A 21,415-nucleotide genomic window follows, 5' to 3' on the forward strand; every position below is an offset into this window, starting at 1 on the left:
TCATGCCATTGCAGAAGAGGCGTGTTCGGGGCCTTATTGTTGCCGCCGTCGTTTTGATCGCAATGGCGCTTTGCAGCCTTGCTCTGGGCTCCCGGTCAATCGCCCTTAGCGAGACCATCCATGCGCTATGGCAGCCTGATTTTTCGAACAACGAACATCTTGTCATTCGCGAACTGCGTATCCCGCGCACCATCGTTGCAATCATTGCAGGGATGGCTCTTGGAACCGCTGGCGCTATCATGCAGGCTGTGACGCGCAATCCGCTCGCCGAACCGGGACTGCTGGGGATCAATGCAGGTGCAGCCGTCGCTGTCATTCTGGGGATCGTGACCTTTAACCTGACGACAATGGCGCAATATGTCTGGTTCGGATTTGCGGGCGCTGGTCTTGCAGGAATTGCCGTCTTCATTCTCGGAGACGCCCACGGCAAAGCGAACAATCCCGTGCAACTGGTGCTGGCCGGAGCCGGATTGTCGGTTGTGCTTGCATCGGTCACGGGCATTGTTGTCATCAATGCACCGCTCGCTGTCCTTGATCAGTTTCGTCACTGGGCCGCAGGCTCAGTTGAGGGGCGCGGCCTTGATGTCGTCGCCATTCTGGCTCCGGCAGTCATCGCAGGGCTTGCAGTGGCGATGTCGATCGCCGGTAACCTGAATGCAATGGCGCTGGGCAGGGATTTTGGTGCTGCGCTGGGCGTCAACCTGCATGTAACCTGGCTTTTGGCCTGTCTTTCCGTAATGCTTCTGGCAGGTTCCGCCACTGCTGGAGCTGGCCCCATCGCGTTCGTCGGACTGGTTGCTCCTCATTTGGCCCGGACCATCACTGGCCCGGACTATCGTTGGATACTGCCATATTCCGCTTTGCTGGCGTCCATCCTGCTGCTAGGCGCTGACATTATCGGCAGGCTGATTGCAGCACCTTCGGAAGTTGCAGCCGGGATTGTCTCCATGTTGATCGGCGGGCCATTCTTCATCTTTGTCGTACGCAAATTCCGGCTGACGAAACTATGAGCAGTTCAATGAATATGTTGCGAATAGGTCCTGTTTCTGTTCGCTGGAAATCGCGCCCATTGATGATCTGCTGCCTCTTGCTTGCAGCCATCCTGCTGCTTGCGGTTTTCCATATCACAACAGGTACAATGTCATTCAGCTGTTCCCAGGTCGTCTCGAGTCTTCTTGGTGGAAGCGACAATGCGACCGCCGACCGCATAATCCAGCGCGTACGTTTGCCTCGCCTTGTCACGGCCTTGTTTGTGGGGGCTTCACTCGGCATGGCGGGCTCGATCTTCCAATCAATCTCGCGCAATGCCCTTGGATCACCCGATGTGATCGGCTTTACGACAGGCGCAGCAACTGGCGCAATTGCACAGATCATATTGTTCAATGCCGGTCCGCTTGAAACAGCGCTTTCAGCCGTTGCAAGTGGAATGGCGGCGGCAGTTCTTGTGTTTATGTTGGCTGTCAAAGGGCGACGAACCGGTGGCTATCGGCTCATCCTTGTCGGAATTGGCGTGGGGGCCATTCTTTCGGGCATCAATACTGTACTGCTGGTCGCGGGCGATCTGGACCAGGCCGCGTCGGCCCAACTCTGGCTATCGGGGTCACTCAATACAAGAAGCTGGGCACATGCTGTCCCGGCGATGGCCGGATTCGCGGTAACCATGCCGTTGGCACTTTACTACGCCAAATCTGTCAATCTGCTGGAAATGGGCGATGATGCAGCATGCCAGCTCGGCATCCAGCCGGAGCGTACGCGTCTGACAATGGTGTTGGTCGCGGTCACCCTGACATCTGTTGCTACCGCATCCGCCGGACCGATTGCCTTCGTCGCTCTGGCAGCGCCACAACTGGCCCGGCGTCTGACAGCGAGTTCGAATGTCCCACTGATATCGGGCGCGCTCATGGGAGCTACCCTTCTGGTCGGCGCTGACTTGTTAAGCCAGCATGTGCCATTCGGCATCAAAATGCCGATTGGTCTTACGACCGGACTATTGGGTGGACTTTATCTCCTCTGGATTCTTGCTTGCCACAAAAACGTGTTTAGTTCTAGTTGAGAAGCAACGTAAATCAGCCAACAGACAAATCACTACAGAAGCTGTGTTCTACGACAGCCGGCGTCTAAAACACTCATAAGTTTCATGATTCAGGTCCGGTCGCATCAAAATTAGTGCGCTTTTTGCGATCATGCCGCCCCACACCTGCGTTTCGTCGGCATTGATATGCTACGGCCGTCGATCCGATGGTTCAGCCCGAAAATGATAGCGTCTATTCTCGGCCGTCAGTTTCTGAAGGAGTTGTGGAATGCGCGGCGCGGATATTTTGGTCCAAATGTTGATTGGCTATGGCGTGGAGACAATCTTCGGGGTGCCGGGCGATACCAACGTGCCTTTTTATGAAGCGCTCCAGCAACGTGAAGGTGAAATCCGCCATGTTATGGCGCGGGATGAACGCTCTGCCGGTTATATGGCGGATGCCTATGGCCGTTTTTCCAATAAGCCCGGTGTTTTCGAGTGTCCGTCAGGTGCGGGTGCTATGTATTCGCTGCCACCTGTCGCTGAATCGAATGGATCATCGATACCTGTTATCCTTTTGACCATCGATATTCCTTTGCCGGGAGAAGGGCGTGGTGTTCTCACCGAGCTTGATTGCGCCAAACTGTTTGAGCCCGTGACCAAGCTGTCCGTTCAGGTGAAGTCAGCGGAGAAATTGCCGGAAATCATCCGTCGCGCGTTTCGCGTCGCTTGTTCCGGTAAACCGGGTGCGGTGCATCTCCAGATCCCCGAGGACATGCTTCTCGCTGAGGTCGATCCCGCGCGCATTTCACTGCACATTGAGGAAGAGTGCAAAACCTTCCCGGCTTTCCCGACACTGCCGCCAAAACAGAAGCTACATGAACTGCTCGAACTGATTGCAAAGGCGGAACGACCTTTGATCGTTGCCGGTGGCGGCGTCAATCGTGCCAGAGCGGGCGATCAGATTTCGAGGCTGGCCGAGAAATACAACATTCCAATGTGCACAACGATGACGGGGCAGGGCGCGATTGATGATGATCATCGTCTGGCCATCGGGGTGATCGGCGACAATGGTTATCATCCCCATGCCAATTGGGCTTTGGAACATTCTGATTTTACCCTTTTTGTCGGCTCACGCATCGGCTCTGTCGTGACGATTGGCTGGACCTTCCCCAAGATCACGCTTAATCGGCGCCTTGCACAGATCGATATTTCGCCTGAAATCATGGCCAACAACTATGAGAACTTGCTCTCCATTCAGGGCGATGCATTGCTGGTTCTTGAAGAATTACTGCAGATCGAGCTGACGATTGAACCGAAAAAGCACGATGGCTGGATCGAGGAATTGAATGCTCGCAGGCGCATATTCTGGGAACATGCTGAGGAAGCTTTGAATGACGAGCGTGTGCCTTTGCGTCCTGAACGGGTTGTGCGTTCCTTCAATGATGCATTGAGTCAATCGGGACAGCCAGCCCTGATTTACTCTGACGCAGGTACACCAACGCCCTATATGACACGTTTCTTGAAGATCAACGATCAGGAAACACGGTTTGCTATTCCGCGTGCTTTTGGTGGTCTTGGATCAGCACTTCCAGCCACAGTGGGTGCATGGCGTGCCGATCCGGACAAGCGTCCCATTGGATTGTTTGGCGATGGGTCTTTCGGCATGACGGTAGGCGAGCTTGAAACGCTTGTTCGTTTGCAGGTGCCGGCCATTCTGATCCTGTTCAACAACGCGACATTTGGCTGGATCAAAGGTTTGCACAGGTTGAAGGGGCACAATCAATGTTTTGGCGTCGATTTTCTTGCCCCCAAAGGTCAGGCAATCGCCGAAGCTTATGGCCTGAAAGCATGGACGGCAAAAACTGCCGATGAGGTTGATATAGCCTTGGCGGAAGCTTTCGCGTGGAAGGATGGTCCTTGCTTTGTCGATATTCATGTTGAATCGATCGCTGACCGTGTGCCGCCGGTCTATTCATGGCTTTTAAAGCGCGGTGAAGACCCGCTCAATCTGAAACCGGTTGAACGCTCCTACATCTAAGCCGTTTTTGAACACCGTAATTTACGGCGCCACAGGCAGAGAATGCTTGTGGCGTTTTGCTTCAGTGATAAACCAATCGCGGAACAGACGGACATTTTTCGAACCCTGACGCGCCTGCGCTGAGCAAAGAAAATAGCTCTCGCCAGATGTCTGCACGCGCTCAAGTGCCAGTTTGAGTTTTCCGGAACGCAATTCTTCCTGTACAAAAATTCTGGGCGCGATGGCGAGCCCCATACCTGCAACAGCACATTCGATAATAACGTCATGCGTTGGCAGACGCGGACCAAAGATACGCTTGTTGTAATGGATACCCGCGCCGCGCAGCCAATGCAGCCACAGGCTGGGTCTGTTTGAGTTCTGGATCAGTGGGAAATCGAGCAATTCGACATCTCCGGACAGTCCGTTTTTGGGCACAATGTCAGGCGATCCGATCACGACGAGCTCTTCATCGAAAAGCAAATGGCTACGCACATTGGCCCAATTGCCGATGCCGCGCAGTACGGCAAGATCGAGATCGGACTTCCCCCAGTCGAGATCGTGGGAGCAGGGAAACACCTCAAACCAGATTTGCGGATGAGATCTCGCAAAGGTGCTGATAATACCCGGCGCCCATTTCCGCATCAGTGTCGGCGGCAAGCCCACTTTGAGCAGGCTTTGCGTTTTATATCCACGGACTGCATCCATCGACACTTCTTCAAGCTTTGCCAGAATGCGCGAAACTTCCTCGTAATAGCTCTGCCCCTCTTCGGTCAGAACCAGCCGCGGTCCAGCGCGTTCAAACAGTTTAAGCCCAAGAAAAGATTCAAGATTTTGTATCTGGCGGCTGACGCCACTTTGCGTCATCCCAAGATTTTCCGATGCGCGCGTGAAGCTCAGATAGCGTACCGAAGCATCGAAAGCGTGCAGAGCCGAAAGGGATGGAAGAAAGCGGCGCATTGGATACCTCTGAATTTCATCATGAGTTTAAGTCATGCTTAATCCAATTTTCAATGCTTTTATTTGATGAGAAAGCGCCGCATTCTCATTAAAAATAAACATAAGGGAACACGATGGACTACGGTGATAGTATCGACCGAAATCTGGTCAGTATCCTGGAGGAAAACGCACGTCTCCCGGCGAGTGAACTGGCGCGTCGCGTGGGTCTTGCCCGATCAAGTGTTCAGGAGCGGATAGGCCGTCTGGAGCGTCGCGGCGTCATATTGGGATATCGGGCTATCGTTCGCCGGGCAAAGGACAACAACAGCATTTCCGCCTATTTGTTTATCACAGCCTCGCAACGCATTGTGCAGCGTCTATTTGCAACGTTGCATGCCTATCCGGAAATCCTGACCGCTGATGCTATTAGTGGCCCGGCCAACATATTGTGCCGGGTTCATGTCGGATTTCTCGAAGATCTGGAAGCACTCATCGAGGAGCTGGCACAAATCGAAGGAATCGAGAACGTCAGTTACTCGGTGGTACTTTCCAATAAGTTTAATAGAGAAAGCAGTCTGGCGCATTCAAGCGCCCAATAATATTCGACGGAATGCTCGATTCAAAAAGAGGGAAACAACAATGAATAGACGTAAGTTTATCCAGACAACGCTTTTGGGTAGCGCAGCGGTCATGCTTGCTCCCGGCTTTTCGTGGGCTGTCGAAGACGGCGCAACACTGAAATCCATCAAGGACCGGGGTGCCCTGCGTATAGGTGTGTTCAATGGTACACCGCCTTATTATCAGAAAAATCTCGCTACCGGCGAATGGGACGGCTTCTGCGTTTCCATGGGCAGGGACTTGGCGGAATATATTGGTGTTCCGCTCGAAATGGTCGAAACCACCTGGGGTAATTCCGTCATGGACCTTCAGGGCGGCAAAATCGACATCATGTTTGCCCTCAGCAACAATCCTGAGCGCGCGAAATCCGTCGATTTCACCGAAGCCATGATGGATAACGTCTTTACCGTCATCACCGGCAAGGACCGCGAGGTCAAAAATTGGGAAGAATTGAACAAGCCGGAAATCCGCGTCACGGTTGATCTCGGTTCCACACAGGATCTTTTCGCCCGCAAAACCTTGCCCAATTGTACGCTTGTTGCACTCAAGGGAGCGGATGAAACAGTTATCGCACTACAGTCTGGCCGGGCAGATGTGATTGTGCAGGTTGCTCTGATGTCCGTGGTGACGGCGCACAAGCTTGGCAACAAATTTAAGGTTTTTGTTCCAGAGCCGCTGGATAGCCAGCCAACGACGATTGGTGTGCGCAAAGACGAAAAGGGCGAATTCCGCGACTACGTTGATGTTTGGCTTAAAAAGCGCCGCGAGGAAGGCAAGGTCAATGAATGGATTGTCAGCAGCCTGTCGCTTGTTGGCGTGCAGCCATCTGACCTGCCGCCAACTTTGAAGTTCTGACGCGTCAACCATCATGCAGCATCAGAAAGGATCACTCGGTGTCATCATGCTTGACACCGGCTTTCCGCGTCCGCCTGGAGATGTCGGCAATCCGGCATCATGGAAGATGCCGGTAAGGTTCAAGAAGGTCAGCGGAGCATCGCCGGATAAGATTATTCGTCAGGGTGGCGCCGGGTTGATCGAAGACTTCGTCATTGCTGGTGAAGCCTTGATCGCTGAAGGCTGCAGCGCGTTGGTGACATCTTGTGGTTTCATGGCACGCCACCAAAGCGCGCTGAGTGCAAAGCTTTCGGTGCCAATTGCCACTTCCAGCCTGCTTCAGTTGCCGATGGTCAGCACATTGGTTGGCTCGCGGCGCAAAGTGGGAGTAATCACCTATGACGAAGCGAGCCTTGATGATGCGATCTTCGCTGCTTGTGGCGCCGACATCAGGACGCCGCGGATTGGCATGCCAGACGGTGGGGCCTTTCGTGAACTGATTGAAGGCAGTGGAACTTATGATCGCGCTGCGCTTGAAGCTGAAATACTACATGCGACGCGAGAGTTGAAGTCGCGCGAACCCGACCTTGGTGCTGTTGTTCTTGAATGCACGAACATGCCGCCATTTGCTCAAGCCGTCGCAAAAGCCTGTGGCTTGCCGGTATTCGATGTTCTGTCGCTTGGACATTGGCTGTTCAGCTCAACGTCTTCCCGTGCCGTTGCCGGGATGTCAGAAAGAGTGAATTAATGGACTATCAATGGGACTTTTCCGGACTTTGGCAGTATCGGGGATTATTCCTTCAGGGCCTTGGCTACACCGTTGGTTTCACGGTTATCACTGTGATTTCCGGCATTCTTGTTGGAACGGTTTTTGCTCTCGGCAGGCTTTCCGGCAACAAGATCATAACCGTCCCCATCATGACGGTCGTTGAGATATTTCGTTGTACGCCGGTGCTGGTGCAGCTGGTCTGGTGCTACTACGCACTCCCGATGCTGATCGGATTTGAAATTTCGCCGGCCATGGCGGCTTTCATTACGCTTACCTTCTATGGCGCGGCCTTTTATGCAGAAATCATCCGTGGCGGCATCGTTTCCATTGATGCGGGGCAGTGGGATGCAGGGCGTGCAATCGGCATGCGCCGCGGCCAGCTCATGGGCAAGATCATTCTGCCACAGGCACTGCGCCGCATGGTGCCGCCGCTGGTCAACCAGTCCGTGCTTCAGCTCAAAAACACATCGCTTTTATCGGTTCTTGCTGTGCCTGACCTTCTTTATCAGGGCCAGCTCGTCACCTCGGCAACCTATCGCCCGCTTGAAACCTACACTCTGATTGCAGTGCTTTATCTCGCCGTTCTCTTCCCTCTGACACGGCTCGCTCATGGACTGGAAGGCAGGCTGAAATGATGAACCGTATCGAGCGAACCGTCATTGTGGAGATAAGCCATGAGCGCTGAACCGATGATCGAAGTACGCGGGCTGAAAAAGTCATTCGGCGAAATCGAGGTGCTGCGCAATATCAGCCTCACAGTCGAGCGCGGGCAGGTGGTAGGGCTTATCGGGCCAAGCGGTTCCGGAAAGTCGACACTGCTGCGCAGTCTCAATCTGCTTTCATTGCCTGATGCCGGTTACATCGCAATTGGTGAGCAGAAAATAGACTTCTCGTCCGGGAGCGTGTCTCTCAAGGACAAATATCTCGCGGCGTTCCGTGCCAATACCGGCATGGTGTTCCAGAACTTCAATCTGTTTCCGCATATGAGCGTTCTCGATAACGTTATGATCGGGCCGGTCACTGTTCTCAAACAGGACAAAAAGGCTGCCCGCGAGCTGGCCATGGAACTGCTGGAAAAGGTTGGGCTTGCCGCCCGTGCAGATGCCAGACCAGAGCAGCTCTCAGGCGGTCAGAAGCAGCGTGTGGCGATTGCGAGAGCGCTCGCAATGCGCCCCGATGTGATGCTGTTTGACGAGGCTACATCGGCTCTCGATCCGGCACTGGTCGGTGAAGTTCTGGCGGTCATCCGGCAACTGGCCGAGCAGGGCATGACGATGATCCTTGTGACCCATGAAATGGCTTTCGCCCGTGATGTCGCCGACAAGGTCATCTTCATGCAGGACGGTTACGTCGTTGAAACCGGCGATGCTCGTCAAGTGATCAATGAGCCGCGCGAAGCTGCAACCCGAGAGTTTCTGAGTCATTTCCATGGCGGTCTCGCATAAATGCGCGCGCAGAACGGATAAATGTCATGACAGGCAATGTTATTGTCGTTGGGGCTGGCATTATCGGCTCCACCACCGCCTTGCGGCTCGCTGAAGCCGGTCTGAAAGTAACGCTGTGCGACGGCTCAGAACCGGGTGGCGAGCAAAGTGCAAGCTATGGCAACGGTGGCTGGATCAGTCCCGCCTCGATTATTCCAATGAGTATGCCGGGCCTGTGGCGACAGGTCCCCGGATTTCTGCTTGATCGCAACGGGCCACTGACCCTTGACTGGAAATCGGTGCCTAGGCTGACACCATGGCTTCTGCGTTTCCTGCTTGCTGGCGCCACAAAATCGCGGGTGACAAAAACTGCGGCTAAGCTCAACTGGTTGCTTAATGATGGACCGAAACGCCACCTTGAGCTGGCCAGCAAGACCGGGCAGGAACATCTCATCGTGCAGAAAGGCCTGCTTTACGCCTATCCTGATCGTGCAGCCTTTGAAGCTGAAGCGCTTAGCTGGCAGTTGCGCCGTGATAACGGCATTCTGTTCGACGAATGGCAGGAAGCGGAGCTGCGCGAACGTATTCCTGCTCTTGGGAGTAACTATCGTTTTGCCATTCATGTGACGGAAGGTGCGCATTGTCTTGATACCGGAGGTTATGTTGCAGGTATCGCAGCGCAGGCTGAAAAAGCCGGTGTTCGCTTCATCCGAAGAAATGTCGTGAGAGTTCTCACCGGTGTTTCGCCGCGTATTGTGCTCGATAATGATGAGAGTATTGCCGCCGATCACATCGTGCTGGCAGCGGGTATTCATTCCGGGCGTATCATGCACGATCTCGGCATGCATGTGCCCATGCAAAGCGAGCGCGGCTATCATGTAACCTTGCCGATGGCCGAGCTTCCCTTTGATATCCCGATCATGCCGAGCACCGGGCGGATGGGCAATACGCCGACCAATATGGGTTTGCGTCTATCCGGTCAGGTGGAGCTGGCAACTGTGGAGAAAGCGCCCGACTGGCGACGCTCGGAGGTGCTGCTCAAGCACGCATTGGCGAGCTATCCCGACCTGGCAAAGCAGGATCTGCAGAATCTCAAACTCTGGATGGGGCACCGGCCATCGCCTGCAGATGGCGTTCCGGTGATAGGCAAACTCACGCACCATCAGGGGATCGTTGCCGCCTTCGGTCACGGTCATATCGGGATCGCCGCTGCGCCCAAGACCGCCGATATGGTGCTCGATGAAATCAACAACTTACCTTCCGAAAGCGCTCGCGCCTTCTCGCCCGCACGCTTCGGCTGCTAATTATCCTGAATTCAAAGGAATGAAACTATGATGCTAAAAGGTGGCTACACCAATTATGGCCAGCAGATCGGCGTTCTGATGCTGGACACGATTTTTCCTCGTCCTGCTGGCGATATCGGCAATGCGCTGTCCTATGATTTTCCTGTGCGTTACAAGACAGTAAAAGGTGCTCATGCCACACGCATTATGGGCAACAATCCTGATCCAAAACTCATCGAACCCTTTATTGATGCTGCTCGTGAACTGGAAGCGGAAGGCGTGCGCGCCATCACCACGAGCTGTGGCTTTCTTGGGCCGTTTCAAAAGGATATCGCAGCAGCGGTCAACATTCCGGTCTTCACTTCATCCTTGATGCAGGCGCCGATCATCCATGCAATGCTGGCTCCTGGCAAAGTCATCGGCGTCTTTACCGAGCGCGCGCATCATATGAATGATGCACATTTCAAAGGCGTTGGCTGGTCGTCCGATGTAATCCCCGTGCAGGTGCAGGGGATGAAGCAGAATGCTGAATTTCCGCAGACCTATATTGAAGGCCGCGATTATCTTGACACGGAAGTGCTGAAGGAAGAGATGTTGGAAATGACGCGGGAGTTCATGGCAAGCTGTGAAAATCCGGGCGCTATTCTGTTTGAATGCACCAATATGTGCCCGTTTTCGTCCTATGTGGCTGCTGAATCCGGTTTGCCGGTGTTCGATATCAACACGCTGATCAATACGTTCTATCTCGCAGCCAATCCGCGTCGCTATCTCTAAGTTCAACCCGACAATCAATAAAGTCAGCGATTCAGACGTAGTGCTTGATGCCATGATAATTGCCCTTAACATGGCATATAACATTAGCTCAGACTGAAAAGCCCCAGTTTTGTAGACACCTGCGATTAGTGTTTCTGCTTTTCGAATTCGACGTTTGACCGCATCCCGTTCGTGACGTGGTTGCGTTGTAATCGAAAGCGTCCGATCCCTGATAGAAAGCGGTGTAGGTAAGATGTCAGTTGGCTTCCGTGAAGCTATCGCGCATTGCACGCAGGATGATGATTGCGGAAGCCGCACCGGGATCGACATGCCCAAGCGAGCGCTCGCCCAGCCGGGCAGCTCGACCCCGCGTAGCGACCATTGAGCGGGTTGAATCCGTACCTTTTTCGGCGACTTCGAGAATTTTGCTCCACATTTCCTGGCTGGCCAGACTGTGTGTTCGCGCGTCGATGGCTACCTCCATCGCGGGTATCCATGCATCCAACATGGTTTTATCGCCGCGTTGGCCCTTTCCGCGTTCCTGAATGCCACGTGTCACCGCCTCTACGATGATGGCTTGTCCCTCAGTATCGAGGGCTTCATGTGATTTAAGCGCTTTTGATGCATGACGGAATGCTGTCGCATAAAGTGGTCCGGTTGATGCACCCACGGCATCGAGAAAAGCGGATGCTGCAGTAGTGAAAATATCGGAGGGCAGTGCTTTCTCGAGATCCATTTTTGCGAGCGCACTATTCACCGCTGAAAAGCCGAGAGCCATCGTGATACCGTGATCCGCGTCGCCGATAGCTCCGTCGAGATCGGAAAGTCGCTCTTTCTCCGCCTGCATGGAAAAGGCGATGAGCTGAAACATTCGGCTAAGACGACGCGCTGCAGCTTCCTGCATTTTTACCTCCCAGATGATCTGGAATTCATGATCCGCCGGCGGCGGCATTAGTCAGTTGATCCGAAGAAAAGCCGTATCGCAAGGGTGTGATAGGAGGCCGGACAATTCCTGATCGAGATGCATGATGGATATGGATGCTCCATTCATGTCCAACGATGTACAGTAATGGCCGATCCAGTTGGCTTCGATTGTTATTTGTTTAGCACTTAAGCGTTGTTCGACACGTCTGAACAGGATGTACAGTTCCATGAGTGGCGTTGAACCGAACGAATTTACGAGCACTGCCACCCTGTCTCCGGGTGACGCATTCATCTCACTGAAAATCCGATCCATGATGTGATCAACAATAGCGTCGGCTGGCATCATTTTTTCGCGGATAACGCCCCGTTCGCCATGAATACCCATGCCGATTTCCATTTCCTCGGCACCGATTTCAAAATTGTGGCGTCGCGTCTGAGGCAAAGAGCAGGGCTCCAACGCGACACCCATCGTATAGGTACGCCGATTGGCCTTGCGTGTTACCGCCTCGCACGCCTCAAGCGACATGCCCCGATCACAGGCTGCACCTGCCACCTTGAAAATGAAGAAGTTACCTGCGACACCGCGACGGCCATCGCGATCCTCTATGGGGGAAGAGGATATGTCGTCTGTCGTCAGAACGGTGCGCGTCGGAATAGCAACTTCTTGCGCCATTTCGGCAGCCATCTCGAAGTTCATGACGTCTCCGACATAATTACCGTACACGAAGAGTACGCCTTCTCCGCCGGAGGCCGCCTTGGCACATTCAAGGATTGGGGCCGGCGGAGGGGAAGAAAAGACATTGCCGATAGCTACAGCATCGGCAAGACCTTTGCCGACATAACCCAGAAAGCAGGGTTCATGTCCCGACCCACCGCCAATCACCAGGCCAACTTTTCCCTGGCGCGGACCCTGACGTGCGACGAGTGCACGTTTCGATTCCTTGATCGGAGCAAGATAGGATCGGTGCGCTTTGATAACACCGTCAAGCATCTCCTCGACGACATCGTCTGGGCTGTTCAGAAATTTCTTGATATGCGTACGATAATGGCTGGACACATTGACTGTTGGTTCTGCACGCAGCTTCTGGGAAAGCTTGCTGTCGATTTCTGTCACGCCGTCCGCATTGAGAATGCCGCGCCCTGTCGCAGCATCAGTAATCAGAATATTGACATAGCCGCCTCGCAACGCTGCAAGAATTGCCGGTACCTTGTCGAAGCCACCCGCAACGGCGATACGCGTGTCGATGTTTTGCAGCATGTCGAGCGTGATACCGATGGTCCTGTCGTCAAGTGGTCCGGACACGGGCTGCCCATAAGAATCGATGAAGCGTCCAGCCACGACGCCGACGGCATTCTTGGTGAGATAATCCTGTATAGAGACGCTCTCAAAAAAGCCGCTGGTGTGAATTGTCGAATTTGGTCGTAGCGAAGAAATGCCGAACAGTGCCTTGTTCGCATGATTGAGCGCCTGAAATTGCTCCGCAATAATCGGTTCTCCGATAATCGCCGCTTTTACATCGGGACTGGATACGATGGCAGGCGCGGTGATGTTGACGAGGTGTGCATTTGTTGCCCGGGCCATGGCGGCCGCGCATAGTTCGGGGGTGTAAGCAAAACTGGCGCGCGTTCCGCCTGTCGCCTGTACGACGGTTACGTCCTGCAGGTTGGATATGCGAGTATTTTCGGCGATCGCGAGAACTGTTCGTCCCCAGGCTACAGCAAGTATGTCTCCCGATTTCAGAAGCTTGGCGATGGCCTGCGCTGCGGCTGTCCCGAGCCGGTCAATAAGAGTCTGTGCACCGTCGTCATTGGGCACCACCAGACAGTCATTCAAACCGAAATGACGCTTGAGTTCCTGCGCGATTGCAAGAGAACTGAGGCGTGCGGGTTCGATCGAGATATTGACGATGCCACGGCTACGTGCATCTGCCAAATAGCTGTTCACCGTGGCTCGCGAAATTCCCATGATTTCGGCGATTTCGCCTTGCGTGCGTCCATCTTCATAGTAAAGCCAGCAAGCCCAGACGTAAGGATCGTCGCCATATCGCAGTGGAATGCCATCAGTCGGGACCAGCTGTCCGATTTTGCTTGCGGTTGTTTTTCCGTTTGACGCCATCTTGTTTGCACTAATTCCCGTGGTTTTTCCTTCTATCTGCCGGCTTGCCCTGCAATACAATGTTTTTGTTTGTTTCCTACCGGATTCAGTCTGTCGGAGAACGGATCGGCCCGGTTTCGCGACAGTGCGCCAAATCTATTTGAATGCAGATGCTCGTATTACTGCAATCGTTCCCGCGCACCATTGGAAAGCTCTTTAAGGATGATCGCACATGAGGTCGCTCCGGCATCCAGTACGCCCAGTGATCGCTCGCCAAGACGGCTGGCGCGACCGATTTTCGCCACCAGATCAATTGTGGAGTCGCGGCCTTTCTCAGCGGCAGCAACCAGAGCTTCGAGTGCCTCGGCAAAGGTTTTTCCGGTAGCAGTGGCTTCATCGAAGGCTTCGACCGCTGGCACAAGCGTATCCAGCAAGGTTTTGTCACCAACCTTGGCAGAACCGATGGACTGAATGCCCTCCAGTCCGGCATGAAGCATACGGCTGAAAGCAGCGGCATCGATATTGTCGATCCCATCGATTTTTTCTGCAAATTCGGTGAACATAACACCATAAAGTGGCCCCATCGAACCGCCGATCTCGGTCATGAGCACCGTGCCGAGCGTATCGAGGGAAGCAGCCAGCGCTTCATTCTTTCCCTTCAGGCGTTCAGCAGCCATGTTGAAGCCCTTGGCCATGTTGACGCCGTGATCCCCGTCGCCGATTTTCCCATCAATTTCACTGAGATAGGCGCGATTTTCGACAATCCGGTCGGCCATTGCGAGTACAATGTCTCCGGCTGTTGCGTTATTAAGTGTTTGCACAGGTCTCTTCCTTACAGAATGATGGTGCACTGCACTTCGACATCGAGCAATTCCTTCAGCTCGCTGTCCAGCGCCATGACTGTCAGCGTTGCTCCTACCATTTCAAGTGACGTGAAGTAGTTGCCGATATAGGTGCGATGGATTTTCAGGCCGCGTTTGGTAATTTCCGACTCAATCGTATCATTCAGAATATAAAGTTCGTTGAGCGGTGTTGCACCGAGACCTGAAATGAGAACGGCGACTTCGGTACCTTCTGCCAGTGCATGATCGTCAAGCACGATCTGGCACATGTCTTTTGCTACCTCGGCAGCAGACTTAAGCGGCTCAACCCGCACGCCCGGTTCGCCATGATGACCAATACCGACTTCCATTGTACCCGGCGCAATCTCGAAATTCGGATGTCCGACTGCGGGCAATGTGCATGGGCCGAGACCAACACCGATTGAGCGGCAGTTGTCGATGGCCTTCTGAGCTGTTGCGCGAACCTCTTCGAGCGTGGCTCCGGTTGCCGCTTTTGCACCGCCAACCTTCCACATGAATATCTCGCCAGCGACGCCGCGACGTTTTTCACGTTCATCGACCGGGGCTGAGCAGACATCGTCATTAGCGACAACAGTGGCAACTTCTATACCGTCTTTGGCGGCAAGTTTCGTGGCCATCTTCACGTTCATGTTGTCACCGGCATAATTACCGTAAAGTACGACAACACCTTTGCCGCCATTAGCTTCGCGGATTGCGTCATGGAAGCTCTTGGCAGTGGGGGAGGAAAACAGTTCACCGACCGCTACAGCGTCAAGCATGTTCTTGCCGGTATAACCGATGAATGCCGGTTCGTGACCGGAACCGCCGCCGGTGACGACACCGACCTTGCCAGCGATCGGGGCGTTTCTGGCGACAATGACACGCGGGTTTTCTGCAAGTCGAACGATGTCGGAATGAGCTTTGACAAAGCCCTTTACAGTATCCTCAACGACTTCGTCCGGATTGTTGATGAAGCGCTGCATGGTATCTCCTATAAGGTGAATGAGCGCCGGGCTCAAAGAATGGTATAGCCGCCATCGACCAGAAGATCGGCGCCCGTAATCATGTCTGCTCCAGCTGAGGCAAAGAAGACTGCAGCGGCGGCGATTTCTTCCGGATATGCGAAGCGCCCAATCGGAATGCGTTTCTTTGCGGCCTCACCTTTTTCGCCAGCCCATGCTTTCTTGCCAAGTTCGGTGAGGACGATGGTCGGGGAAAGCGTGTTGACGCAGATGCCATATTTGCCCCATTCGGCGGCAAATGTCTTCGACATGCCAATGACGCCGAACTTAGACGCGCAATAGGCGACATGCTCTTCAATGGCCACGGTTCCGGCCTGGGAAGCCAGATTGATAATCTTGCCACCCTTGCCTGCCGCAATCATGGTGCGACCAACGGCCTGAGTGACAAGAAAGCTTCCCTTGAGATTGATGTTGATCGTCTTGTCCCAATAGTCGAGCGATATATCTTCCGCCGGGGCCAGATAGACCACGCCGGCGCTGTTGACCGCAATATCGATAACACCGAATTGTTCGATAACGCTGGCGATCGCATCGTTGACCGATTGCTGGTTGGAAACATCGCAAACGAAGGGCTTTGCGTTTTCGCCAAGCTCCTCGGCTTTGGCTTTCGCTATGTCGGCACTAATGTCCAGCACAGCAACTTTAGCTCCTTTGGCAATGAAAGCTTTGGAAATTGCAGCACCAATGCCGGAAGCGCCTCCGGTCACGATGGCAATTTTTCCGGTGAGCGGAAAGTTCAGGTCAATTTGGGGAGCTTGATCGGACATTTTTGCCTCGGAGTTCTGGATTGTGAGCCTGATGGCCCGGCGCGTTCATGACACTTTTCATGAGAGGGTGTGCCGGGCCGCCCAGACAATTTTACTTGCGGCTTTCCAGGAGCTTGTCGACGTTCTCAGCCGTCACCGGCGTCCATGGAACATTGTAGTCCTTGCCCTTGCCGTCGTTGAAAGGCATATCGGGATATTGGGCCCAGATATCGGACTGAGGTTTGTAGTCGCCCTTCTTGGCGTGGAAGATCGCGAGGTCGAGGGCGCCTTGCGCCTGAGCGTTCGCGTCCTGCAGGATGGAGGTCATCGTGCCTTCCTTGACAGCACGCAGTGCATCGGTAATGCCATCGATACCGGCAATGGAAAAATCGCCCACTTTGAGATTGGCGGCTTTGATCGCTTCGATTGCACCCAGTGCCATTTCATCGTTTTGACCGATCACGCCGTTGATCTGGCCGGGATGAGCCGTCAGCCAGTTCTCCATTAGTGTCTGGGCCTCAGCGCGAGACCAGTTTGCGGTTTGGTCTTCGAGAACTTTCACGTCCGGGCATTCGGCAAGAGCCTTCTTGTTACCTTCCAGACGGGAAATCTGTGCGGACTGCCCGATCGGGCCTTCCAGAATGACGACATTGCCTTTGCAGCCGATCTTGTCGAGAACGTTCTTGGCTTCCATATAGCCCGAAACCGTATCGTCGGAGCCGACATAGGCGGCAAGCAGCTCGGAGTTGACGCGGGTGTTCGAGCCAACAACCGGAATGCCTGCATCATTGGCTGCCTGAACGGCGGTAGCACCAGCTTCGATGTCAATAGGAACGAAGATGATCGCATCGAATTTCTGCGTGATCATCGTGTTGAATTGTTCCTGTTGCACGAGAGCGTCGTAACGTCCGTCGAAGATGGTCAGGTCGACTTCTCCGCTCTCCACGGCAGGGTGTTTTTTCAGCGCTTCAGACCAGACCTGCATGAATTCAGCATTGAGCCCGTATGGTGCAGCGCCGATCTTGAGTTTCTTGTCCTGCGCCAGAGATGGTGTCACCATCAGTGCAGATGCTGCGGCAAGCGCAATGAGAAGTTTCTTCATTTCATTCTCCTCCTTTGATAATTGGCCCCGTTCGGGCGGCACGTTTGTTGTTACAAGTCAGGGTAGATCACGCATTTTGGTTGCGCTTCTGGTCAAGCATGACTGCGCCGACGATCAAGGCGCCTTTCAGAACCTGCTGGTAGTAGGACTGGATGCCCATCAGATCGAGGCCATTGTTCATGACACCAATGATGAGTGCGCCGATGAGCGTTCCGGTGATGCGGCCGACGCCGCCGGACAAGCTGGTGCCGCCAATGACGACCGCCGCGATGGCGTCGAGTTCATAGCTGATACCGGCCTGCGGGAGGGCGGAGCCGGTGCGAGCTGACAGGATCATGCCTGCAAGACCTGCAAGGCCGCCAGAGATGACGTAGACCGAAAAACGCACCCGGGAAATATTGATGCCCGATGTATTGGCAGCATGGGGATTGCCGCCGACAGCATAGATATAGCGCCCGAACCGTGAACGGTTGAGGATCCACCACGATGCCAGAAAGACGACGGCGAGCAAAATAACCGGAACCGGAATACCCAGTATGTTTCCGGTTCCGATCCAGCGGAAATCCGGGATGAGAGCAGGCACCGGCTTGCCACCGCCATAGATGAGCGTCAGGCCGCGCGCAGCGGAAAGCATGCCCAATGTCGCGACAAAGGCTGGAACCGCGAAGCGCGAGACAATCGTGCCGACGAGCGCGCCGCAGCCAACGCCCACCAAGAGACCAACGGGAATGGCTATAAATGGCGAATAGGGAGCGCCTGCAACACCCGCAGTCGCCGACGTGGTTGCAAAGCTGGCGCTGACAATACCGGCCAATGCCACCACCGAGCCAACGGAGAGGTCAATGCCACGCGTCAGAATGACGAAGGTCATGCCAATGGCGAGAATGCCGTTGATCGAGGTCTGTAGCAGGACGTTGGAGATATTGCCTGCTGTCAGGAAATACTGGTTGGAGAATGAGAGGATCGTAACCAGGAGCAGAAAGGCGATGAATATGCCATATTCCTGGATGACCAGTCTGCGACGTTCGGAGCCAAACCAGCTCGTCGATGAATTGTTTTCTGTGGTGGACACTGTTCTACCTCTCTAGAACGAAACACGGTGCTTTTGGGGCGGCTTTCATGTCGAAAGATGCACCAGCGACTGCGCGTCCGTTTCCTCCCTGCGAAAAATGCCTGCCGACTGTCCGCTGCGCATGACCATGATGCGATCGGACATGCCAAGAACTTCATCAATCTCGGAAGAGACCATGATGACGGTCCCGCCTTCAGCGGCAAATTCACAGATGATGCGATAAATTTCCTGTTTCGCGCCGACATCGACGCCGCGTGTGGGTTCATCAAGCAGCAGAACGCGTGGTTTTCTCAGGAACCATTTTCCCAGAACGACCTTCTGCTGATTGCCTCCCGAAAGGCCGGAAACGGGCATCGTATCGCGCGCGACCTTGATCCTGAACCGTTCGATCATGTCTCTGCTGGCGGATGTTTCCTCACGCTGGTTCATTGCAAAATGCGGACTCATCTCGGGAAGACTGGCAAGGCAGATATTGTTGCGAACGCTGTCATCAAGGTTAAGGCCGGTCAGCTTGCGATCTTCTGTCACAAAGGCCAGTCCCAAAGCCATGGCATCGGAGGGGCGCCGGATGGTGACGGGTTTACTCTCAAGTCTGATTGCACCCTGGGAGGCTTCATCCAGCCCGAAAAGACAGTTGAATATTTCTGATCGGCCAGACCCCATCAATCCGTAAATGCCGAAAATCTCGCCCTTATGTGCTGTAAAGGAGATGTCGGTTATCTTGCCGGGCGCGCTAAGGCCGGAGACCTCAATGCCTGGTATTTCAGTTGGTGTATTGGTCTTGATATATTCGTCGCCCAGCTCCCGTCCGACGATCATCCGGATCAATTCGGCACGGGTAATGCCATCGAGATTGCCGCTATCTATATAGCTGCCGTCGCGAAACACAGTATAGGTATCGGCGATCTGGAAAATTTCCGACAGGCGATGCGAGACATAGACGATACCTTTTCCGCTCGCTTTCAGGCGCTCTATCGCGGCAAAGAGATGTTGCGCTTCTTTTTCGCCGATGGCCGAAGTCGGCTCGTCCATAAAAATGACTTCCGCATTGTGGCTGAGCGCCTTGGCGATCTCGACGAGTTGAACCTGGGCAACAGACAGGTTCATCATGAACTGGTTGGCACGGATCTTGAATTCGAGCTGATCTAGAAGTTTCTGAGCATTTCGGTTCATCGTCTTGAAGTCGATTCCGCCGAAGCGACGGAGCGGCTCGCGACCGAGATAGATATTCTCAGCGACAGTCATATGCGGAACCGGACTTAATTCCTGCTCGATAATGGCGATTCCGGCCTGAAGCGCTTCAGCGGGACTGGAATAAACAACGTCTTTTCCACGTCGCCGGATGTGACCGTCGTCGCGGGTATAAATCCCCATCAATATCTTCAGGAAAGTGGATTTGCCTGCACCGTTTCCGCCGCACAGTGCGTGAACTGAACCAGCTCGCAACTTCAGCCGTCCATCCCGTAAGGCGGCAACGCCACCAAAGGACTTCTTGAGTCCTTCTACTTCCAGCAGAAATTCCAATGCAGTTCCTCCGTTGGCAACAGTTAGCGCCGTCGCCATTTTGACAATATTCGATAAATGATCGACAAATGTCAACCCATGCGGTATGAAAGTAAAAAAAAGGGGAGAAACGCTGGCCTTTGATAACCGGGCTAAGGACTGGGAGGCATGAATGATCGTTTCTATTCAATTTGTTAGCGCAGTTCTGCGCGCTTGTTAGGCTTCGACAGAGCGTGTTGCTATGTGCTCGGCTGTTTCAGCCTGCAGCTCCATTTTTAGAGGATCTCGTTGAATGGGGGAAATATATTGACAAGAGACAAAAGTGACTGACAAATGTCAAAAGTGAGTTTGATCTTCAAGTCATAAGACTGTCTGGAGGCGGCAGGGTTTGATGATCAAAGAGGTGCTTCGATAGCGGGAGGATGGACGTGTCATCGAATAGCCTGGATCGACAGACGCTATTTCTGGCGTTGATCAATGTTGCTGTTCTGGCAGCGGGCGGCTTTCTGGCCGGCTCCAATTTCATGGACAGTTATAATCTGCAGTCGATGGCTTCACAGGTCCCGGAGTTGGGACTTCTTGCGCTGGGGGTTATGCTGGCGATGATTTCCGGCAATGGCGGGATCGATCTGTCCGGCATAGCGCTAGCAAATCTCGCTGGCATTATCGCGTTCTTACTGACACGCCACTACATTCCGGCTGCTGATGCGCCTTTGCTGTTTTCATGGGTATTCGCTGGTCTAGCGCTCGTTGTCGGGCTGGTTGGCGGCATTATCAATGGGGTTGTAATAGCCTATGCACGCCTGACTCCGTTGATCGCTACGCTTGGAACACAGCTTCTTTTTACCGGCATAGCCGTCTATCTCACTAACGGTTCAGCCGTCAGCATGGGTTACATCGAGCCGCTGGATAATTTCGGCAACATGCCCATTCTCGGCATTCCCATGTGTTTCGCGCTATTTCTGGTTATCGCTGCGGCGCTTTCATTTCTGCTGAAATATACGCCTTTCGGCGTGAAACTCATGCTGCTCGGAAGCAACGCCAAGGCAGCGCGCTACGGTGGCATCAATGAGAAACGCATGCTCCTCATCACCTATACGCTGTGCGGCCTGCTCGCGTCCGTTGCGGGAATTATCATCGCGGCACGCAACTCGTCCGTAAAGTGGGATTACGGTGGGTCTTATGTGCTGATTGCTATCCTCATCGCCGTTCTTGGCGGCGTCAAGCCGGAAGGTGGATATGGCAAGGTCATCTGTGTGTTGCTGGCTGCAACCGCGCTGCAGATTCTCTCAAGCCTGTTTAACTTCATGAACATTTCGAATTTCTTCCGCGACCTCGCTTGGGGTGTTCTGCTTCTCGCGTTGCTCGCATCGGCACGCGTGCACTTGGGTTACTGGTTACGACCAAAACGACAATAGAAACAAAGCCGGCAACTTCGAGATGAAGGATGCTGGCAAACAC

General features: G+C 53.9%; 20 protein-coding genes. 11 read left to right on the forward strand and 9 right to left on the reverse strand.

Annotation, left to right across the window (positions count from 1 at the left end):
• Positions 1 to 2 precede the first annotated feature (2 nt).
• The 3 genes from KWJ32_RS00460 to KWJ32_RS00470 all read left to right on the forward strand — a co-directional run bounded on the left by KWJ32_RS00460 (position 3) and on the right by KWJ32_RS00470 (position 4,052).
• Positions 3 to 1,010, forward strand: coding sequence for an iron ABC transporter permease (locus KWJ32_RS00460; RefSeq protein ID WP_012093413.1), 1,008 nt, complete (start codon positions 3 to 5; stop codon positions 1,008 to 1,010).
• Positions 1,011 to 1,072: 62 nt separating this feature from the next.
• On the forward strand, positions 1,073 to 2,053 hold the full coding sequence (locus tag KWJ32_RS00465) for an iron chelate uptake ABC transporter family permease subunit (RefSeq protein ID WP_115179326.1): 981 nt from the start codon (positions 1,073 to 1,075) through the stop codon (positions 2,051 to 2,053).
• A 247-nt stretch (positions 2,054 to 2,300) separates the two neighbouring features.
• Complete coding sequence (locus KWJ32_RS00470; protein WP_012093411.1) at positions 2,301 to 4,052, forward strand: thiamine pyrophosphate-binding protein; 1,752 nt, start codon at positions 2,301 to 2,303, stop codon at positions 4,050 to 4,052.
• Between the two features lie 21 nt (positions 4,053 to 4,073).
• On the opposite strand, the gene KWJ32_RS00475 is transcribed toward KWJ32_RS00470, so the two are convergent.
• The gene (locus KWJ32_RS00475) at positions 4,074 to 4,988 is read right to left on the reverse strand and encodes a LysR substrate-binding domain-containing protein (RefSeq protein WP_012093410.1); all 915 of its coding nucleotides are present in this window, start codon (positions 4,986 to 4,988) and stop codon (positions 4,074 to 4,076) included.
• Positions 4,989 to 5,101: 113 nt separating this feature from the next.
• Here KWJ32_RS00475 and KWJ32_RS00480 point away from each other — a divergent pair, with 113 nt between their 5' ends.
• Genes KWJ32_RS00480 through KWJ32_RS00510 form a run of 7 tightly spaced genes read left to right on the forward strand, consistent with a single transcriptional unit; the run spans position 5,102 to position 10,669 of the window.
• A complete protein-coding gene (locus KWJ32_RS00480) occupies positions 5,102 to 5,566 on the forward strand; it encodes an Lrp/AsnC family transcriptional regulator (RefSeq protein ID WP_012093409.1) in 465 nt (154 codons plus the stop codon).
• A gap of 40 nt (positions 5,567 to 5,606) precedes the next feature.
• Positions 5,607 to 6,440, forward strand: a complete 834-nt coding sequence (locus tag KWJ32_RS00485; RefSeq protein ID WP_012093408.1) for a transporter substrate-binding domain-containing protein — start codon at positions 5,607 to 5,609, stop codon at positions 6,438 to 6,440.
• Between the two features lie 13 nt (positions 6,441 to 6,453).
• Positions 6,454 to 7,167, forward strand: coding sequence for an aspartate/glutamate racemase family protein (locus KWJ32_RS00490; RefSeq protein WP_151691148.1), 714 nt, complete (start codon positions 6,454 to 6,456; stop codon positions 7,165 to 7,167).
• Positions 7,167 to 7,823 (forward strand): amino acid ABC transporter permease, encoded by a 657-nt coding sequence (locus tag KWJ32_RS00495; RefSeq protein ID WP_010659256.1) that lies wholly within the window; start codon positions 7,167 to 7,169, stop codon positions 7,821 to 7,823. Before KWJ32_RS00490 ends, KWJ32_RS00495 begins: the two co-directional genes overlap by 1 nt.
• Positions 7,824 to 7,862: 39 nt before the next feature.
• Complete coding sequence (locus KWJ32_RS00500) at positions 7,863 to 8,633, forward strand: amino acid ABC transporter ATP-binding protein (RefSeq protein WP_114048058.1); 771 nt, start codon at positions 7,863 to 7,865, stop codon at positions 8,631 to 8,633.
• A gap of 26 nt (positions 8,634 to 8,659) precedes the next feature.
• On the forward strand, positions 8,660 to 9,916 hold the full coding sequence (locus tag KWJ32_RS00505) for an FAD-dependent oxidoreductase (protein ID WP_114048057.1): 1,257 nt from the start codon (positions 8,660 to 8,662) through the stop codon (positions 9,914 to 9,916).
• A 27-nt stretch (positions 9,917 to 9,943) separates the two neighbouring features.
• Entirely contained in the window at positions 9,944 to 10,669 is a 726-nt protein-coding gene (locus KWJ32_RS00510; protein WP_114048056.1) for an aspartate/glutamate racemase family protein, read from the forward strand.
• 235 nt (positions 10,670 to 10,904) lie between these two features.
• Here KWJ32_RS00510 and dhaL (KWJ32_RS00515) read toward each other — a convergent pair whose 3' ends face one another.
• The 8 genes from dhaL (KWJ32_RS00515) to KWJ32_RS00550 form a co-directional block, all read right to left on the reverse strand.
• On the reverse strand, positions 10,905 to 11,552 hold the full coding sequence (gene dhaL / locus KWJ32_RS00515) for a dihydroxyacetone kinase subunit DhaL (protein ID WP_012093402.1): 648 nt from the start codon (positions 11,550 to 11,552) through the stop codon (positions 10,905 to 10,907).
• A gap of 51 nt (positions 11,553 to 11,603) precedes the next feature.
• Positions 11,604 to 13,688 (reverse strand): bifunctional sugar-binding transcriptional regulator/dihydroxyacetone kinase subunit DhaK, encoded by a 2,085-nt coding sequence (locus KWJ32_RS00520; protein ID WP_151691147.1) that lies wholly within the window; start codon positions 13,686 to 13,688, stop codon positions 11,604 to 11,606.
• A 158-nt stretch (positions 13,689 to 13,846) separates the two neighbouring features.
• Positions 13,847 to 14,488, reverse strand: coding sequence for a dihydroxyacetone kinase subunit DhaL (gene dhaL / locus KWJ32_RS00525; protein WP_012093400.1), 642 nt, complete (start codon positions 14,486 to 14,488; stop codon positions 13,847 to 13,849).
• A gap of 11 nt (positions 14,489 to 14,499) precedes the next feature.
• Complete coding sequence (locus KWJ32_RS00530) at positions 14,500 to 15,492, reverse strand: dihydroxyacetone kinase subunit DhaK (protein ID WP_012093399.1); 993 nt, start codon at positions 15,490 to 15,492, stop codon at positions 14,500 to 14,502.
• 32 nt (positions 15,493 to 15,524) lie between these two features.
• The gene (locus KWJ32_RS00535) at positions 15,525 to 16,298 is read right to left on the reverse strand and encodes an SDR family oxidoreductase (protein ID WP_151691146.1); all 774 of its coding nucleotides are present in this window, start codon (positions 16,296 to 16,298) and stop codon (positions 15,525 to 15,527) included.
• 91 nt (positions 16,299 to 16,389) lie between these two features.
• Positions 16,390 to 17,379 (reverse strand): substrate-binding domain-containing protein, encoded by a 990-nt coding sequence (locus KWJ32_RS00540; protein ID WP_151691145.1) that lies wholly within the window; start codon positions 17,377 to 17,379, stop codon positions 16,390 to 16,392.
• 67 nt (positions 17,380 to 17,446) lie between these two features.
• Complete coding sequence (locus tag KWJ32_RS00545) at positions 17,447 to 18,451, reverse strand: sugar ABC transporter permease (protein WP_010659246.1); 1,005 nt, start codon at positions 18,449 to 18,451, stop codon at positions 17,447 to 17,449.
• Between the two features lie 45 nt (positions 18,452 to 18,496).
• Positions 18,497 to 19,975: a sugar ABC transporter ATP-binding protein gene (locus KWJ32_RS00550; RefSeq protein ID WP_151691144.1), complete on the reverse strand. Its 1,479-nt coding sequence runs from the start codon at positions 19,973 to 19,975 to the stop codon at positions 18,497 to 18,499.
• Positions 19,976 to 20,376: 401 nt separating this feature from the next.
• Between KWJ32_RS00550 and KWJ32_RS00555 the strand changes: the two genes are divergently transcribed.
• The gene (locus KWJ32_RS00555) at positions 20,377 to 21,372 is read left to right on the forward strand and encodes an ABC transporter permease (protein WP_036563508.1); all 996 of its coding nucleotides are present in this window, start codon (positions 20,377 to 20,379) and stop codon (positions 21,370 to 21,372) included.
• The last annotated feature ends 43 nt before the right edge of the window (positions 21,373 to 21,415 follow it).

It is taken from the genome of Ochrobactrum sp. BTU2 (genome assembly GCF_024539785.1).
Taxonomy (GTDB): Bacteria; Pseudomonadota; Alphaproteobacteria; order Rhizobiales; family Rhizobiaceae; genus Brucella; species Brucella anthropi.